Raw genomic sequence first — 15,471 nt, forward strand, 5'->3', positions numbered from 1 at the left:
ACCGTGCGATGAGCCGCGCCATGAGCAATGTTTCCGACAGCAACAACGCTTCCGAGAAGATCGAGCGCGTGCTCGAACGGGGCCTGTTCGCCAGCCGCTGGCTGATGGTGCCCTTCTATGTCGGGCTGATGATCGGCCTCCTCGCCCTGATGGTGGTCTTCGTGCGCGACCTCGTCGGCTTCATCATCAAGGTGCCGACCGCCAAGGAGGCGGATGTCATCCTCGGCATCCTGACCCTCATCGACCTGTCGCTGGCCGGTAATCTCGTGATCATGGTGGTGTTCTCGGGCTACGAGAATTTCGTCTCCAGGATGGCGCATGTAACGAGCAAGGACCGTCCGGAGTGGATGGGCTCGATCGACTTCTCGGCCCTCAAGCTGAAGCTGCTCGCCTCCATCGTCGCCATCTCGGCGATCCATCTCCTCAAGGGTTTCATGAACATCAGCGCCATGACCGATCGCGAGATGATCTGGCTCGTCGTCATCCATGTGACCTTCGTGGCGTCCGGCGTGTTCCTGGCGCTGACTGACAAGCTCGCCGGCTCGTCCAAGTGATGGCCGACTGGCGGTCCTTCTGGGATGGTGAGCACGCCATCTATGTGAGCGACCGCCACAAGGCGGTGCACTATCGCGCCATCGCCGATGGCATTCTCGCCCATGTCGCGGCAGCGGGTCTCGGCCGGGATGCGGTCGTGCTCGACTATGCCTGCGGCGAGGCGCTGGAGACCCCGCGCGTTGCCGCGGCAGTTGGTCGGCTGGTGCTGTGCGACGGTGCGCCGTCGGTGGTGGCCAAGCTGCGTGAGCGCTTCGGGGGCCTCGCGAACCTCGCCTTCGCCCTGCCGGAGGAACTCGACGAGGTGCTGGCGGGCGGCACGGCCGACCTCGTCGTGGTCTCCTCGCTCATCCAGTATCTGGCAGCCGAGGATTTCGCCGGACTTCTCGACCGCTTCCGCACCCTGCTGAAATCCGGGGGCCGGCTGGTCGTCGCCGACGTCATCCCGCCCGATGCCGGGATGGTGGCGGATGTGGCCTCGCTGCTGCGCAACGCCCTCAAGCACGGCTATCTTCCGGCTGCCCTGATCGGCCTGGTGGCGACCGCCGTGTCGCCCTATCGCAGGATCCGCAGCGAGATCGGCCTTTCGACCTATGCCGAGGCGGACATGATCGCCCTGATGGCACGGCACGGCTTCGTGGCGCAGCGTCACCGGCCCAATCTCGGCCTCACGCCGCATCGCATGACCTTCGTCGCCAAGCCCGCGGTTTGACTCGCGGGGTCGGTTTCGGCATACCGATCATGTCGTTCTTTCAACAGAACGCGTCTGTGCCGGTGACCTGATGAATCCGATCTTTGCCGACCTGCCCACCACCGTCTTCGAGGTCATGTCGCAGATGGCGCGCGAGACCGGTGCCATCAATCTGGGACAGGGCTTTCCGGATGATCCGGGACCGCTGGACGTGCGCCAGAAGGCGGCCGATGCGGTGGTCTCCGGCTGGAACCAGTATCCGCCGATGATGGGCCTGCCCGAGCTCCGCCAGGCGGTTGCCGACCATTACCGCCACCACCAGGGCCTGGCGGTCGACCCGCAGCAGGAGGTGATGATCACTTCCGGCGCCACCGAGGCCTTGGCCGGCGCCCTGATGGCGCTGATCGAGCCCGGCGACGAGGTCGTTCTGTTCCAGCCCATGTACGACGCCTACCTGCCGCTGGTGCTGCGGGCGGGCGGCGTGCCGCGCTTCGTGACGCTCCGGCCGCCGCACTGGCGGTTCAGCGAGGAGGATCTCGCGGCGGTGTTTACCGACCGCACCCGCGTCGTGCTGATCAACAATCCGCTCAATCCCGCCGCCTCGATCTTCCCGGCCGAGGACCTCGAACTGCTCGGGCGGTTCTGCGAGCGCTTCGGTGCGACCTGCATCTCCGACGAGGTCTGGGAGCACGTCATCTTCGACGGTCGCCGCCACCTCTCCGTGCTGGCAGTCGAGTCCCTGAGGAACCGCTCGGTGAAGATCGGCTCGGCCGGCAAGATCTTCTCGCTGACCGGCTGGAAGGTCGGCTTCGTCGTGGCCTCTCCGGCGATCATGAAGGTGCTGTCGAAGGCGCACCAGTTCCTGACCTTCACGACGCCGCCGAACCTGCAGTCCGCCGTCGCCTATGGCCTCGGCAAGGGCGACGGCTATTTCGCCGGCATGCGCCAGGACCTACAGCGCTCGCGCGATCTGTTCCATGCCGGGCTGGCGCAGACGGGGTTCCGCGTGTTGCCGAGCGCGGCCACCTATTTCATCAACGTCGATCTGGCACCGGCGGGAATCCACGACGACGTCGCCTTCTGCAAGGCGCTGGTGGCCGATCATGGCGTGGCGGCGATTCCCGTCTCGGCCTTCTACGCGCAGACGCCCGTCACCTCGGTCGTCCGGTTCTGTTTTGCCAAGAAGGACGAGACGCTGAACGGCGCCCTCGACCGGCTGGTGAGTGTCTTCGCCAAGGCAGCCTAAGGCGCTGGCAGTAGCGGCCGGCGGGATTCCGGCCGAACCGCCGTCAGGCCGGCTCCAGCAGTCCCGGCACCGTCTCGCGCGCCTCGGCCACCTTGTCGCAGAGATCGGCGACCGATATCCGGCCCAGCCGGTCAAAGTAATCCCGTTCGGCCTCGGCCATGGCCGGAACGATGATGGCCTCGATCAGCGGCGAGATGGTGTCGAAATCGTCGATGCCGGCTCCCACGGCCGTACGGACGATTTCGGCGCAACTGATGCGGTGCCGCTCGCGGGCGACATCATAGCCGCCGCGCGGGCCGCGCATGCCCTTGAGGATGCCGGCCCGGACCAGTGCCTGAAGCAGCGGCTTGAGATGGCGGGGCGGAAGATTGTGGCGTGCGGCCAGCGCCTTCGCCGACACGGGTGCATGAACCGCGTGCACGGCGATATCGACTACGGCGGCAATTGCCAACCGGCCACGACGTGACAGGATCGACATGGGTCCCTCAAATGCTTGGGGGTGACGTCGTTCACCCCTTCCGAACAAAATCACACATAATACAAATCGTAGAAGACCATTTCGTGCATGAGGCCTGTGTCTACAACGCAGAGAAGAAAATTCTCACCTGCCTGTAGAGCCAAGCCCCCCGGTGCCCCGGGCCGTCTCGTCCAATGTCGCGACCGGTCGCAGAACCGCGGCGGTGACCGGCGCGACGACCAACTGGGCAATCCGTTCGCCGCGCGCCAGGGTCACCGGCTCCGTCCCCAGATTGATCAGCAGGACCTTCACTTCACCGCGATAGTCGCAATCGATCGTCCCCGGTGCATTTGCCACCGTCAGGCCGTGCTTGAAGGCCAGCCCCGAGCGCGGCCTGACCTGTCCCTCGTAGCCGGACGGAATGGCCATTTCGAGGCCGGTCGGCACGGCGGCGCGGGCGCCAGGCGCCAGAACCAGCGGCGCGTCCGGGGCGAGCGCGGCGACGAGGTCCATGCCGGCCGCGCCCGCGCTCTGGGCGCTGGGCAGTGGCAGACCCTCTCCGTGGGGGAGGACCCGGACGGGGATGTCCAGTCTGGTCATGATGCGGTGATCCGGCGGGCAAGAAGCGAGACGAGAGCCTCGGCCACGGCATCCTTCGACTGGCGCTCCCAGGTCTCCAGGCCGTCGCTCGTGACGATGTGGACGAGATTCGAATCGCCACCGAACGTGCCGGTTCCGGCCGCCACATCGTTGGCGACGATGAGGTCGCAACCCTTGCGGGTGAGTTTGGCGCGGGCGTTGCCGAGCACGTCGTCGGTCTCGGCGGCGAAGCCGACCACGAGGCCTGGCCGGCCGGCCGTCCGCCGGGCGATGGTGGCGAGGATGTCCGGGTTCTCGACGAAGGCAAGGGTCGGCGGACCGCCGGCCCCCTTCTTGATCTTGCCCCCGGCTATCTCGGCGACGCGCCAGTCGGCGACGGCGGCGGCGAAGACGGCGATGTCGGCCGGCAGGGCGGCCTCGACTGCGGCCAGCATCTGGCGGGCGCTTTCGACATGCACAGTGGTCACCCCGGCGGGATCGGGCAGGGCCACCGGCCCGGTCACCAGGGTCACCGCCGCGCCGGCAGCGGCGGCGGCGCGGGCGATGGCGTGACCCTGCTTGCCGGAGGAATGGTTGGAGATGTAGCGGACCGGATCGATCGCCTCGCGGGTCGGGCCGGACGTGACGACGACATGGCGACCGGTCAGAGGCCGCCCGGCGGCGGAGCCGTTTATCAGCGCCTCAATGGCGGCGATGATTTCGGGCACCTCCGCCATACGGCCGGGTCCGAACTCGCCGCAGGCCATGGATCCGTCGTTCGGACCGACGACCGCAACGCCGTCGGCGCGCAGTGTGACGAGGTTGCGCTGCGTTGCCGGGTTCAGCCACATCCGCACATTCATGGCGGGGGCGAGGAGGACGCGCTTATCGGTGGCGAGCAGGGCTGTCGAGGCGAGGTCGTTGGCGTGGCCATTGGCCATCTTGGCCATCAGATCGGCGGTGGCCGGCGCCACGACCAGCAGGTCGGCATCGCGTGACAGTTCGATATGGCCCATGTCGTTCTCGTCGGTCAGCGAGAACAGTTCCTGGAACACCTTGTCCCCGGTCAGCGAACCGACGGACAGCGGCGTGACGAATTCGGTCCCGGCCCGCGTCAGGATGGCGCGAACCCGGGCGCCGCGGTCCTGCAGCCGGCGGATGAGGTCCAGCGCCTTGTAGGCGGCGATGCCGCCGCCGATGATGAGAAGAATGCGCTTGCCGACGAGCATGGGTCCGGGCCTTCCAGCGAGGCGGCGACCCTAGCCGTTGTGTGCTGCGCTGCAAAGTCCGCGCTTGCCTGAGCCTAATCGGGGTCTAGTCGGGGCCGCTGCTGTCCGGTGTCTCCCCCTCCTCGTCGTCAGGCAGAGTCTCGGCCAGCATCTGCCAGACGGTGACAAACATGGCGGCGATGAGCGGGCCGACCACGAAGCCGTTGAGGCCGAAGATCTCGATGCCGCCGAGGGTGGAGATCAGGATCAGATAGTCGGGAAGCTTGACGTCCTTGCCGACCAGGCGGGGGCGAAGCACGTTGTCGGCGAGCCCGATGACCATGACGCCGAAGCCGATGAGGACGACGCCCTGCCAAAGGGATCCGGTGGCGAGGAGGTAGATGGCAACCGGACCCCAGACGAGCCCGGCGCCGACCGCCGGGACGAGCGAGAGAAAGGCCATCAGAGCGGCCCACAGGAGCGGGGAGGGAAGGCCGAGAAGCCAGAAGATGACGCCGCCCAGGGCGCCCTGCAGCAGCGCGATGAGGATGCCGCCCTTGACCGTCGCCCGGACCACCAGCGTGAATTTGTCGAGCAGCGCGCGGCGGCGATGTGGCTGCAGCGGCAGGCCGTTGGCGATGCGCCGGATCAGCCGGCCGCCGTCGCGCATCAGGAAGAATAGCAGATAGAGCATCACGCCGAGGCTGATGACGAAGCCGGCCGTGCCCTGGCCGATGCTGACGGCCCGCGAGGCGATAGACTCGCTGCTGGCGGTTGCCCAGGCGGCGATCTGCTTCTGGACGTCATCCGCATTGTAAATGTCGTAGCGGGCAGCGAAATCGGTGACCCATGCCGGCAGGCTGGCGATGACGCGACCGATCAGGGCGGCGACATCGATGCGACCGTCCTGGATGGCGGCATAGGTTTCCGCTCCTTGCGCGACCAGGCTCGCGCCGATGGCGAGGCAGGGCAGGATGACGATGTGCAGGATGGCCAGGAGGGTGACGAGCGCGGCCAGGCTCGGCTTGTCCGGCATTGCCCGGGTGACACGTTGGTTGACCGGTGCGAAGACGATGGCGGTGACCACGGCCCACAGGATGGCACCGAAGAACGGCCACAGGATCCAGGCGAAGAGCAGACTGACGACCATCAGCAGCGCTGCGAATCCCATATCGTCGATCTTGCGCATCGTCGCCCTCGTGGCGGGCCTCCCCGGGAGAGGCCAGACGATTGAAAACGCACGAGGACGCAAAAGGAACCCGGCCGCGCGACACCGTTTTCGCCTCAGCGGAAGGGCGGCTCGTCGAAGCTGCGGAGCTTGCGCGAATGGATGGTGCCGCCGGCGCGCTTCAGGCGCTCGACCGCATCGAGACCGACGAGGAGATGCTGGGCGACGGCGCTGGCATAGAACGCATTCGCCGCGCCGGGCAGCTTGATCTCGCCGTGCAGCGGCTTGTCGGAGACGCAGAGCAGCGTGCCGTAGGGCACGCGCAGGCGGTAGCCCTGGGCCGCGATGGTGCCGCTCTCCATGTCGACGGCGATGGCCCGCGACAGGTTGAAGAGGCGCGCCTCCTGGGTGTAGCGCAGCTCCCAGTTGCGGTCATTGTTGGTCACGACGGTTCCGGTCCGAAGGCGGTGCCGCAGCGCCTCGCCGGTCATGCCGGTGACTGCGGCGCAGGCCTCCTGGAGCGCGGTCTGGACCTCGGCGAGGGCGGGAATGGGGATCTCCGGCGGCACCAGGGCGTCGAGGATGCGGTCGCGCCGGAGATAGGCATGGGCGAGGACATAATCGCCGATCTCCTGGGCCTGCCGCAGACCGCCGCAATGGCCGATCATCAGCCAGCAATGCGGCCGCAGCACCGCCAGATGATCGGTGATGTTCTTCGCGTTGGAGGGGCCGACGCCGATATTGACGAGGGTGATTCCTGCCGAGCCCTGACGTTCGAGATGATAGGCTGGCATCTGGTAGCGGTGCCAGGGCGAGGCGGCGATGCGGGCGCCGCCGCCCTCCATCGTCGCGCGGGTGATGGTGAGGCCGCCCGGCGCCACCAGCCGTTCGGCGCGGCCGGCACCGATCTCGCCCATCGCCCAGCCGACGAACTGGTCGACATAGCGGTGGTAGTTGGTGAGCAGGATCCATGGCTGCACCGCACGCCAGTCGGTGCCCGTGTAGTGAACCAGCCGACGCAGGGAATAATCGACCCTGACGGCATCGAAGAGGGCGAGCGGCAACACGCCCGTCGCCAGGGCCTCGAAAGTCCCGTCTGCCACCTCGTCGCCGACGAGCGACAGCAGCGGGACGGGAAAATGGCGCGCCAGTTCGGCGGGAGTGCGGCCGCCGGCGGAGAACTCGTCGACGCCTTCCAGTACATAGGGATAGGGAATTTCCTGAGTCGAGGGCCGGACGTCCAGCACCGCGCCATATTCCTCGGCCAGCGGGCGCAACTGGTCGAGCAGGTAACGGCGGAAGAAGCCGGGCTGGGTCACCGTCGTCGCGTAGAGGCCCGGCCGAGAGAACTTGGCATAGGCCCGCCGGTTGCGGGGGGCGGCACGTTCCGGCGCATAGGTGACGGCGATCTCGGGATAGACGAAGCGGGCACGCTCCTGGGGCGTCGGCGGGGCGCCACCGTCGAGGTAGCGGGCGAGGGCGGCGCGCAGGGCGGTGGCCGCCTCGTTATAGAGGGTCTCCAGGCGATCGATGGCGGCGTCGGGCGTCAGGCGTTCGGTCATGGCGCGACTATAGGCCCAGCGCCTTGACCAAAGAAGGCGACCTCACGTCTCGGGCGTATCGGCGAGAGGCTCCCAGTGGGTGGGGTAGTCGACCTGCGTCAGGTAGAGCGCATGGGCGGGGCCGACCGTGCCGCAGGCCTTGCGGTCGCGCTTCGCGAGGGCTTCCGCGAGGTCGTCCGCCGTCCACAGGCCCTCGCCCACCAGTTTCAGCGTACCGACCATGGAGCGCACCTGGTTGTGCAGGAAGGAGCGCGCGTCCAGCCGGCATTCGATGCCGGTGTCCGTCCGTGCCACGTCGAAGCGGTCGAGGTTGCGGACCGGCGACTTTGCCTGGCATTCGGTAGAGCGGAAGGTGGTGAAGTCGTGCCGGCCGATCAGCAGGCGCGCTGCCTCCCGCATCCGGTCGTCATCCAGGGCTTTGGGCGACCACCAGGCGCGCAGGCGATCCAGTGTCAGCGGCGGACGGCGGTCGATGATGCGGTAGAGATAGTGGCGGCGGACCGCCGAGAAACGCGCGTCGAAATCATCCGGCATCTTCTCGGCCGCCAGAACGGCGATGGCCTCGTCCTTGAGGTAGCGATTGGTGGCGTCGCGGACGACGCGGTTCGGCCAGTCGCGGGTCAGGTCGACATGGGCGACCTGGCCGGTGGCATGGACGCCGGCATCGGTCCGGCCGGCGCCGCCGACCGCCACCGCCTCGCCGGAAAAGTCGCCGATGGCGCGAACGAGCTCGCCCTGGACGGACTTGCCGAAACTGGCGCCCTGCATCTGCCAGCCGAGATAGGCGCCGCCGTCATATTCGATGGTCAGCTTGTAGCGCGGCATTACCCGAAGACCGCGCCGGGCCCGATCTTGGCGCCGTTGAGGAAGTCCGCCGCCTTCATCGCCTTCGCCCCGGCGCGCTGCACTTCGACGAGACGCAGGGCGCCCGTGCCGCATGCAACGGAGAGATCGTCCGAAAGGAGCGTTCCCGGCGGGCCTGATCCTGCCACCAGGGCGGTCCGCAGCACCTTCACCCGCTCCGGGCCCTTGCCGAGATCGGCCTCGAACCAGGCGCCGGGGAAGGGCGAGAGGCCGCGGACCTTATCGTGGATCTCGCCGGCAGGCCGCTGCCAGTCGATACGGGCCTCTCCCTTGTCGATCTTGTCCGCATAGGTGACCCCGTCCACCGCCTGTGGGGCAAAGGCGAGGGAGCCGCGGTCAAGGGCCGCCAGCGCCCGGACCATGAGGTCGGCGCCGAGGACGGCCATGCGGTCGTGCAACTCCTGCGCCGTCATTGCAGGACCGATGGCGATCTTCTCGACCATGGCGACGGGGCCGGTATCGAGCCCCTCATCCATCTTCATGACCATGACGCCGGTCTCGGCGTCACCCGCCATGATGGCGCGCTGGATCGGCGCGGCGCCGCGCCAGCGCGGCAGCAGCGAGCCGTGCAGGTTGAGGCAGCCGAGGGCCGGGGCGTCGAGCACCTCGCGCGGCAGGATGAGGCCATAGGCGACGACGACGGCGACATCGGCGCCGAGGCCGGCGAAGGCGCTCTGGGCGGCGGCGTCACGCAGGGTCCGCGGCGTGAAGACCGGGATACCGAACCCCTCGGCCAGGCGATGGACGGGCGACTTCTGCTCCGCCATGCCGCGTCCCGCGGGCTTCGGCGCCCGCGTATAGACCGCGACGACCTCGTGGCCCTGGCCGATGATCTCGGAGAGCGTCGGCACGGCGAAATCCGGCGTGCCCATGAAGACGACGCGCAGGCTCACGCCAGGGCCTCGCGCTTGGCGGCCTTGGTATATTTCTTGATGACCCGTTCGCGCTTCAGGCGGGAGAGATGGTCGATGAAGAGCACGCCGTTGAGGTGATCGATCTCGTGCTGGACGCAGGTCGCCATCAACCCGTCGCAGTCGAGCTCCTGCGCCTTCCCATCGAGGTCGAGATAGCGCACGCGGCAGCGGGCTGGCCGCTCGACCTCCTCATAATATTCGGGAATCGACAGGCAGCCTTCCTCATAAAGAGAGAGCTCGTCCGACTGCCAGACGATCTCCGGATTGATCAGCACCACCGGCTTCTTCGGCTCGTCCTTGCGGGCGAGGTCGATGGTGACGACGCGCCGGGGCACGGCGATCTGGATGGCGGCAAGGCCGATGCCGGGGGCATCGTACATCGTCTCCAGCATGTCCTCGACGAGTGTCCTGACCGTGGAATCGACGGCGGCGATGGGCTCGCAGACGAGCTTCAGCCGCGGATCGGGAAGGACGATGATCTCGCGCAGGGCCATGGGAGTGTCTTGCTGCCGGAAGGTTTTCGGATCGGAACGCGTCGCCAAGGCCTGAGTTAAGCGTCCCCGTGGGCAGGGTCAATGTGCGGGCTCTTACCGGCCGGCCGGCAAGGGCCCGGAGCGTGCGGTCAGGCGGCCCGACGCTGCTCCGCGGACGCCGCGTCTCACGCCGCCTAGAGCCGTGAGCAGGCAAGCCTCTTTGCATGTGCATAACGGCCCCGTCCCCATCACGGGCGGCCGCGCTGGCATCGCTGCCCATGATGTGGTCAGATCTACACTTTCCGCCACGGAATCAGGCTGGCGGAGTGAAGTCCAAGACGAGTGGAGACAACACCATGACCATCGACCGCAGGCAGTTCACGGCATTGGCCGGCGCATCCGGTCTCGCCGCGCTCCTGGCGCCCGGCGCGGCTTTCGCCCAGACGAAGCAGTTCTTCCGCATCGGCACCGGTGGCACGGCGGGCACCTATTATCCGATCGGCGGACTCATCGCCAACGCCATCTCCACCGCCACGCTGGACGCCTCGGCGGTCGCCACCAACGGCTCCGTCGCCAATGTCAACGGCATCGTCGGCGGCTCGATGGAATCGGGCTTCAGCCAGTCGGACGTGGCGAGCTGGGCCCATTCGGGAACCGGCGTCTATCAGGGCCGGCCGAAGGTCGAGATCCTGCGCGCCATTGCCAATCTCTATCCGGAATCCCTGCATGTCGTGGTCAAGAAGGGCCTCAACATCCGATCGATCGCCGACCTCAAGGGCAAGCGCATCTCCATCGACGAACCGGGTTCGGGCTCGATCATCAACGCCAAGGCCATCCTCGCCGGCTACGGCATCCGTGACGGCGAGTATCGCGCCGAGAACCTGAAGCCGGGCCCCTCGGCCGAGAAGCTGAAGGATGGCGGGCTCGACGCCTTCTTCATGACGACCGGCTGGCCGACTGCAGCCCTGACCGAGCTCGCCACGACGACCGGCATCGAACTGCTGCCGATCGAGGGCGAGCCGGCGAAGAAGATCATGGCGGAGTTCAAGTTCTTCGCCGAGGACATGATCCCCGACAACGCCTACAAGGACGTCAAGGGCGTCAAGACGCTTGCGGTCGGCGCCCAGTGGGTGACCTCGACCCGGATGAGCGCCGATGTCGTCTATGAGGTCACCAAGGCGCTGTGGAGCGACAAGACGCGCGCCCTGCTCGATGCCGGCCATGCCAAGGGCAAGGCCATCCGCAGGGAGACCGCGCTGCAGGGACTTGGCATTCCGCTGCATGACGGCGCGGCGCGCTTCTACCGGGAAGCAGGCCTGCTGCGCTGAGCGGCACCGGCGTGACGCCTTGACCAGTCCAGGCCGCGCGGCTACCGCGCGGCCTTCTCATTCGGGACATGCGGGTCCCCGACATCGACGAGGCGGCCCATGAAGTCCGAAGCGCTGGATCCGAACGCCATCCAGAAGCTCGAGGAGGAGTTCGATTCGGAGGTCCGGTTCCGGCCGCTCCTGCCGGCGACGGCCTGGCTCGTGGCCGGCCTGCTCTTCGCCCTCTCGGCCTTCCACTACTATACCGCCGGCTTCGGCCTGCTGCGCGAGGCGACCCATCGCGGCATCCACATGGCCTTCGTGCTGGGGCTGATCTTTCTGGTCTTCCCGCTCCTGAAGCGTGACCACCGGACCCCGCCGCAGTCCGGAGTCCTGGCCCCCGGCGGCATCGCTCTCTACGACTGGCTTCTGGCGGCCGGCGCCGTGGTGGCCAGCCTCTACATGCCGTGGATCTACGACGATCTCGCCTTCCGTGTCGGCAATCCCGAGCCGCTCGACGTCGCCATGGCGACCATCGCCATCCTCGTCCTGCTGGAGGCGACGCGGCGCAGTGTCGGCTGGCCGCTGCCCATCATCGCCGTGACCCTGATGGTCTATGCCATGTACGGCCAGTCGCTGCCGGGGATCCTCGCCCATCCCGGCAACAGCTGGTCGGCGGTGGTCAACCACCTCTATCTCACCAGCAACGGCATCTACGGCATCGCGCTGGGCGTGGTGGCGACCTATGTCTTCCACTACGTGCTGTTCGGGGTGCTGGCGACGCGCATCGGCCTCGGCCGGCTGTTCATCGACCTCGCCACGGCGCTGGCCGGCCGCTATTCCGGCGGGCCCGCCAAGGTGTCGATCTTCGGCTCGGCCATGTTCGGCATGATCTCGGGCTCGTCGATCGCCAACACGGTGACGGTCGGATCGCTGACGATCCCCGCGATGATGCGCCTCGGCTATCCCCGCCACATGGCGGCGGCGATCGAATCCACCGCCTCGACCGGTGGCCAGATCACACCGCCGATCATGGGGGCCGCCGCCTTCCTGATGATCGAGTTCCTCAACCTGCCCTATCAGTCCATCGTGCTGGCGGCGCTCATTCCCGCCTTCATGCACTTCTTCGGCGTGTTCTGGCAGGTGCATTTCGAGGCGAAGAAGAACGGCCTGAAGGGCATTCCCGCCGCCGACCTGCCCAAGGCGCGCGAGGTCATCGCCCGCGACTGGCCGGCCGCCATCCCGCTTTTCGTGCTGCTGATGGTGCTGTTTTCGGGCTTCACGCCCTATCTTGCCGCCTTCTGGGGCATCACCGCCTGTGTCCTCGTCGGCTTCACCCGCCGCAATCCGGTGGTCGCCGTCACGTTCCTGGTGGTGATGGTTGCCGCAGCGGCGGCGGGCCTGCTGTCGGAGGGCTGGGCGACGGTCGCCATCGTCGTCGGCGTCGCCGCCGTTTCGGCCGCCTTCGCGCTGCGCGACGCCGAAGGCAAGTTCCTCACCGCCGACATGGTCGATGCCTTCGTGGTCGGAGCCAAATACGCCATCGCGGTCGGCGCCGCAGCGGCCACCGTCGGCATCATCGTCGGCATCGTCACCCTGACCGGCGTCGGCTTCAAGATCTCGAACATCGTCACCAGCTTCGCCGGCCAGCTTGCCGGTATCGTCGGATCGGTCCTGCCGGCCTGGGCCTTCGACGCCAAGGGCATGACGCTGTTCTTCACGCTGGTGATGACGGCGGTGGTCTGCATCCTGCTCGGCACCGGCGTGCCGACCACCGCCAATTACATCATCATGGTCACGGTCGCCGCACCGTCCCTCGCCCTGCTTGGCGTCGAGCCCATCGTCGCCCATTTCTTCGTCTTCTATTACGGCGTGCTCGCCGACATCACGCCGCCGGTGGCGCTGGCCGCCTATGCCGCGGCCAGCATGGCCGGGGCCGATCCGTTCAAGACCGGCAACACCGCCTTCCGCCTCGGCCTCGCCAAGGCCCTGGTGCCCTTCGTCTTCGTCTATGGGCCGGCGCTGCTGATTGTCACGAAGGGTTTCACCTGGACCGACTTCATCGTCACAGCGCTGACCTGCGCGCTCGGCGTCTTCATCCTGGCGGCGGCGCTCACCGGCTTCGCACTCGTGCGCATGCCGCTGTGGCAACGCCTGTCGCTTGGCCTCTCGGGGCTGCTGCTGATGGCGCCGAACCTCACCGTCAGCCTTGTCGGTATCGCCGTGGCGGTGCCGGCCGGCCTCGCCCAGATCGCCGCCAGCAAGCGCGCGGCGGCGACGACCACGACCGGCTGACGGCAACGGGGAACCGCCGGGCCGCGTGTCGCGTTACCTCCGGCCATTCCCGGAGGTTCCGATGCCCGAGACGCTCATCGCCATGGTGCGGGCCGACCTCCTGCCGCATCTGCTGGCGCTGGCCGTCGCCTATGTCCTGGTGCTGCCCATCGGCTGGGACCGCGAGAAGGAGGACCGCAGCGCGGGCCTCAGGACCTTCCCGCTGGTGGCTATTGCCTGCTGCGGCTTCGTCCAGGCGGCGGAGTTGAAATACGGCGCCCATCCCGACGCCATGGGCAAGATCGTCGAGGGACTGATCACCGGCATCGGCTTCATCGGCGGCGGCGCCATCCTCAAGCAGGGCGCTTCGGTGCGCGGCACCGCGACCGCCGCCAGCCTGTGGGCGACGGGCGCCATCGGCACGGCGGTCGGCCTCGGCGCCTATGGCATCGCCGCGCTGGTGGCCGTCTTCACGATCACCACGCTTAAATGGCTGACGCCGCTGAAGGAGGAGACGCGGGAGGAGGTGGTTGCCAAGCCGGACGAGGGCGGTGACACGCCGCGTTAGCCCGGCGGCAAGCGGGCTGGAGCGGGTGAAGGGAATCGAACCCTCGTATGCAGCTTGGGAAGCTGCCGTTCTACCATTGAACTACACCCGCGCCGGGTGGGGTACGCCGCCTGGCGGCGGACACTCTCCCGTCCGCCGGAGGCATCACGGCGCCCCGGTGGACAACTGTGTAGCCGTTCCGGCCCCCGTCGATCAAGCCCGTGGCGCGCGCCCGGTGGCCGGGCGGGTGAGGCCCGGGTTACTCGCCGGCGATGACGGCGGCGACACCCTGGTTCAGAGTGTCCAGTCGAGGCTGTCGCGCCGGATCGAGCGCGAGACGACCTGGGACGTTGAGCCGTTGATCATGGAGGCCGCGTTGCCGGGGAGGTCCCGGCGCGGCATGCGAACCATGAGGCTGAGTGCATTGGCGCCGGGGATCGGGGCCGCCGACGCGGTGAGGTTGCATGTCGGAGACCTGGGAACGGCCATGGGGAACACCGAGGGTCGGCTCCATTCCTTATCGTTCTGGTACCGTTACGTAACAGCCTCGGCTTTCCACGCATACGCTCCGAAGGTCCCTGGTGAAACGCTTCGGGGACGAGGGAGGAAGCGACCCATGAAAGTTTATTGCACAGCAACCGCCGTTGGCCTTGCCGTCAGCCTGTTCGTCCCCGCGGGCCCCGCCTTGGCGCAGGATGCCGATCCGACGCCGATCGTCGAGATCATGAGGGCCTTGGCCGGTCCGGGGATCCATCGCCCGAGCGGCGCGAAGTGACGTTGCTATGCCGGCGAGTTCGTGGCGCCGGCCTTGCGCAGGCGCTGTCCAAGGCGGTGATCCTGACGCGCAATTCGCAGGCGCTCATCCGCTTCTCGGTCGGTGGCGGCAAACCTGCCGTGGCCGACGGTTCCCGCGGGGGCAACGGCGGCCTGTCGTTCCGCATCGATGCCGACGGCCCCGGCCAGACCGAGTTCGTGATGGTCAACGCGCCCGTCAATTTCGCGCGGACTCCCGCACAGATGCTCGGCTTCCTCGAGGCCCGCCGCCCCGGCGCCAACGGCCAGATGGATCAGGAGCGGGTGCGCGCCTTCACGGAGGCCAATCCGGAAACGGCGGGACAGGCGCGCTACCTCGCCAGCAAGCCGATTCCTTGCTCGTGGGTTGGCGTGACCTACTGGGCGCTTCATGCCTATACGCTGACGAACGCCAATGGTGCGTCCCAGGTGGTCAAGTTCCGGATGGATCCTCTCGACGGCGCCGTGAACCTGACCGATGACGAGGCCCGCGCGCGCCCGCGCGGCTTCCTCGCCGACGAGCTCGTCGGCCGGCTCGCCGCCTCGAGGCCCGCCGGTTTCACGATGGTCGCGATCATCGAGCGTCCCGGAGACCCGACCAACGACGTGACACGCCAGTGGGATGGCGAGGACAGCCGCCCCACCGTCGAGCTCGGCACGCTGCATGTCCGCGCGCCGGCCGAGGCGGCACGCTGCGACGGCACGATCTTCGCCCCGACGATCCTCGCCGACGGCATCACGGGACCGGCTGACGATCCGATGTTCGCGATCCGCACCCCCGCCTATGCGATCTCGATCACCAAGCGGCAGAACTGAGCGCTGCGCGCCGGCGACGGC

Annotated in this window: 16 protein-coding genes and 1 tRNA gene; 7 read left to right on the forward strand and 10 right to left on the reverse strand. The window is 67.8% G+C overall.

Going from position 1 to position 15,471, the window contains the following annotated elements; all coding sequences use genetic code 11:
- The first annotated feature begins 20 nt into the window (after positions 1–20).
- From Q0C57_RS05060 to Q0C57_RS05070, 3 genes are all read left to right on the forward strand, one after another.
- Positions 21–554 carry a TIGR00645 family protein gene (locus Q0C57_RS05060; RefSeq protein WP_296572942.1) on the forward strand — a complete coding sequence of 178 codons (534 nt, stop codon included), beginning with the start codon at positions 21–23 and terminating at the stop codon, positions 552–554.
- The gene (locus Q0C57_RS05065) at positions 554–1,264 is read left to right on the forward strand and encodes a methyltransferase (protein ID WP_296572945.1); all 711 of its coding nucleotides are present in this window, start codon (positions 554–556) and stop codon (positions 1,262–1,264) included. Before Q0C57_RS05060 ends, Q0C57_RS05065 begins: the two co-directional genes overlap by 1 nt.
- Before the next feature lie 70 nt (positions 1,265–1,334).
- Positions 1,335–2,489, forward strand: a complete 1,155-nt coding sequence (locus tag Q0C57_RS05070) for an aminotransferase (RefSeq protein ID WP_296572947.1) — start codon at positions 1,335–1,337, stop codon at positions 2,487–2,489.
- Positions 2,490–2,532: 43 nt separating this feature from the next.
- Here Q0C57_RS05070 and Q0C57_RS05075 read toward each other — a convergent pair whose 3' ends face one another.
- The 8 genes from Q0C57_RS05075 to Q0C57_RS05110 all read right to left on the reverse strand — a co-directional run bounded on the left by Q0C57_RS05075 (position 2,533) and on the right by Q0C57_RS05110 (position 9,735).
- A complete protein-coding gene (locus tag Q0C57_RS05075) occupies positions 2,533–2,967 on the reverse strand; it encodes an Rrf2 family transcriptional regulator (RefSeq protein ID WP_296572951.1) in 435 nt (144 codons plus the stop codon).
- A gap of 123 nt (positions 2,968–3,090) precedes the next feature.
- Complete coding sequence (gene dut, locus Q0C57_RS05080) at positions 3,091–3,546, reverse strand: dUTP diphosphatase (protein WP_296572955.1); 456 nt, start codon at positions 3,544–3,546, stop codon at positions 3,091–3,093.
- Positions 3,543–4,754 (reverse strand): bifunctional phosphopantothenoylcysteine decarboxylase/phosphopantothenate--cysteine ligase CoaBC, encoded by a 1,212-nt coding sequence (coaBC, locus tag Q0C57_RS05085; protein ID WP_296572958.1) that lies wholly within the window; start codon positions 4,752–4,754, stop codon positions 3,543–3,545. The genes dut and coaBC overlap by 4 nt, the downstream gene beginning before the upstream one ends.
- An 85-nt stretch (positions 4,755–4,839) precedes the next feature.
- Positions 4,840–5,922, reverse strand: a complete 1,083-nt coding sequence (locus Q0C57_RS05090) for an AI-2E family transporter (protein ID WP_296572961.1) — start codon at positions 5,920–5,922, stop codon at positions 4,840–4,842.
- A gap of 95 nt (positions 5,923–6,017) precedes the next feature.
- The gene (locus Q0C57_RS05095) at positions 6,018–7,463 is read right to left on the reverse strand and encodes an AMP nucleosidase (protein WP_296572964.1); all 1,446 of its coding nucleotides are present in this window, start codon (positions 7,461–7,463) and stop codon (positions 6,018–6,020) included.
- Positions 7,464–7,505: 42 nt separating this feature from the next.
- Positions 7,506–8,288, reverse strand: a complete 783-nt coding sequence (gene truA, locus Q0C57_RS05100) for a tRNA pseudouridine(38-40) synthase TruA (protein ID WP_296572967.1) — start codon at positions 8,286–8,288, stop codon at positions 7,506–7,508.
- A complete protein-coding gene (fmt, locus tag Q0C57_RS05105; RefSeq protein WP_296572971.1) occupies positions 8,288–9,220 on the reverse strand; it encodes a methionyl-tRNA formyltransferase in 933 nt (310 codons plus the stop codon). The genes truA and fmt overlap by 1 nt, the downstream gene beginning before the upstream one ends.
- On the reverse strand, positions 9,217–9,735 hold the full coding sequence (locus tag Q0C57_RS05110; RefSeq protein ID WP_296572973.1) for a peptide deformylase: 519 nt from the start codon (positions 9,733–9,735) through the stop codon (positions 9,217–9,219). The genes fmt and Q0C57_RS05110 overlap by 4 nt, the downstream gene beginning before the upstream one ends.
- Positions 9,736–10,070: 335 nt before the next feature.
- Here Q0C57_RS05110 and Q0C57_RS05115 point away from each other — a divergent pair, with 335 nt between their 5' ends.
- The 3 genes from Q0C57_RS05115 (at position 10,071) to Q0C57_RS05125 (ending at position 13,863) form a co-directional block, all read left to right on the forward strand.
- Positions 10,071–11,042, forward strand: coding sequence for a TAXI family TRAP transporter solute-binding subunit (locus tag Q0C57_RS05115; RefSeq protein WP_296572975.1), 972 nt, complete (start codon positions 10,071–10,073; stop codon positions 11,040–11,042).
- A gap of 99 nt (positions 11,043–11,141) precedes the next feature.
- A complete protein-coding gene (locus tag Q0C57_RS05120; RefSeq protein WP_296572977.1) occupies positions 11,142–13,316 on the forward strand; it encodes a TRAP transporter permease in 2,175 nt (724 codons plus the stop codon).
- 82 nt (positions 13,317–13,398) lie between these two features.
- Complete coding sequence (locus Q0C57_RS05125) at positions 13,399–13,863, forward strand: MgtC/SapB family protein (RefSeq protein WP_296573195.1); 465 nt, start codon at positions 13,399–13,401, stop codon at positions 13,861–13,863.
- Positions 13,864–13,880: 17 nt separating this feature from the next.
- Here the strand turns inward: Q0C57_RS05125 and Q0C57_RS05130 are convergent.
- Both Q0C57_RS05130 and Q0C57_RS05135 read right to left on the reverse strand, forming a co-directional pair.
- Positions 13,881–13,954 (reverse strand) — tRNA-Gly (locus Q0C57_RS05130).
- A gap of 182 nt (positions 13,955–14,136) precedes the next feature.
- Complete coding sequence (locus Q0C57_RS05135; RefSeq protein ID WP_296572981.1) at positions 14,137–14,331, reverse strand: hypothetical protein; 195 nt, start codon at positions 14,329–14,331, stop codon at positions 14,137–14,139.
- A gap of 282 nt (positions 14,332–14,613) precedes the next feature.
- Between Q0C57_RS05135 and Q0C57_RS05140 the strand changes: the two genes are divergently transcribed.
- Positions 14,614–15,450, forward strand: a complete 837-nt coding sequence (locus tag Q0C57_RS05140) for a catalase (RefSeq protein WP_296572983.1) — start codon at positions 14,614–14,616, stop codon at positions 15,448–15,450.
- Positions 15,451–15,471: the final 21 nt, after the last annotated feature.

This window comes from Phreatobacter sp. (genome assembly GCF_022843985.1).
Taxonomy (GTDB): Bacteria; Pseudomonadota; Alphaproteobacteria; order Rhizobiales; family Phreatobacteraceae; genus Phreatobacter.

What these genes read in the sequence shown, in the direction of transcription:
- Q0C57_RS05065 (WP_296572945.1), top strand. Translation starts at nt 554, where the DNA reads ATGGCCGACTGGCGGTCCTTCTGGGATGGTGAGCACGCCATCTATGTG.
- Q0C57_RS05115 (WP_296572975.1), top strand. Translation starts at nt 10,071, where the DNA reads ATGACCATCGACCGCAGGCAGTTCACGGCATTGGCCGGCGCATCCGGT.
- Q0C57_RS05060 (WP_296572942.1), top strand. Translation starts at nt 21, where the DNA reads ATGAGCAATGTTTCCGACAGCAACAACGCTTCCGAGAAGATCGAGCGC.
- Q0C57_RS05125 (WP_296573195.1), top strand. Translation starts at nt 13,399, where the DNA reads ATGGTGCGGGCCGACCTCCTGCCGCATCTGCTGGCGCTGGCCGTCGCC.
- Q0C57_RS05135 (WP_296572981.1), bottom strand. Translation starts at nt 14,331, where the DNA reads ATGGCCGTTCCCAGGTCTCCGACATGCAACCTCACCGCGTCGGCGGCC.
- coaBC (WP_296572958.1), bottom strand. Translation starts at nt 4,754, where the DNA reads ATGCTCGTCGGCAAGCGCATTCTTCTCATCATCGGCGGCGGCATCGCC.
- Q0C57_RS05075 (WP_296572951.1), bottom strand. Translation starts at nt 2,967, where the DNA reads ATGTCGATCCTGTCACGTCGTGGCCGGTTGGCAATTGCCGCCGTAGTC.
- Q0C57_RS05110 (WP_296572973.1), bottom strand. Translation starts at nt 9,735, where the DNA reads ATGGCCCTGCGCGAGATCATCGTCCTTCCCGATCCGCGGCTGAAGCTC.
- truA (WP_296572967.1), bottom strand. Translation starts at nt 8,288, where the DNA reads ATGCCGCGCTACAAGCTGACCATCGAATATGACGGCGGCGCCTATCTC.
- dut (WP_296572955.1), bottom strand. Translation starts at nt 3,546, where the DNA reads ATGACCAGACTGGACATCCCCGTCCGGGTCCTCCCCCACGGAGAGGGT.
- Q0C57_RS05095 (WP_296572964.1), bottom strand. Translation starts at nt 7,463, where the DNA reads ATGACCGAACGCCTGACGCCCGACGCCGCCATCGATCGCCTGGAGACC.
- Q0C57_RS05070 (WP_296572947.1), top strand. Translation starts at nt 1,335, where the DNA reads ATGAATCCGATCTTTGCCGACCTGCCCACCACCGTCTTCGAGGTCATG.
- Q0C57_RS05090 (WP_296572961.1), bottom strand. Translation starts at nt 5,922, where the DNA reads ATGCGCAAGATCGACGATATGGGATTCGCAGCGCTGCTGATGGTCGTC.
- Q0C57_RS05120 (WP_296572977.1), top strand. Translation starts at nt 11,142, where the DNA reads ATGAAGTCCGAAGCGCTGGATCCGAACGCCATCCAGAAGCTCGAGGAG.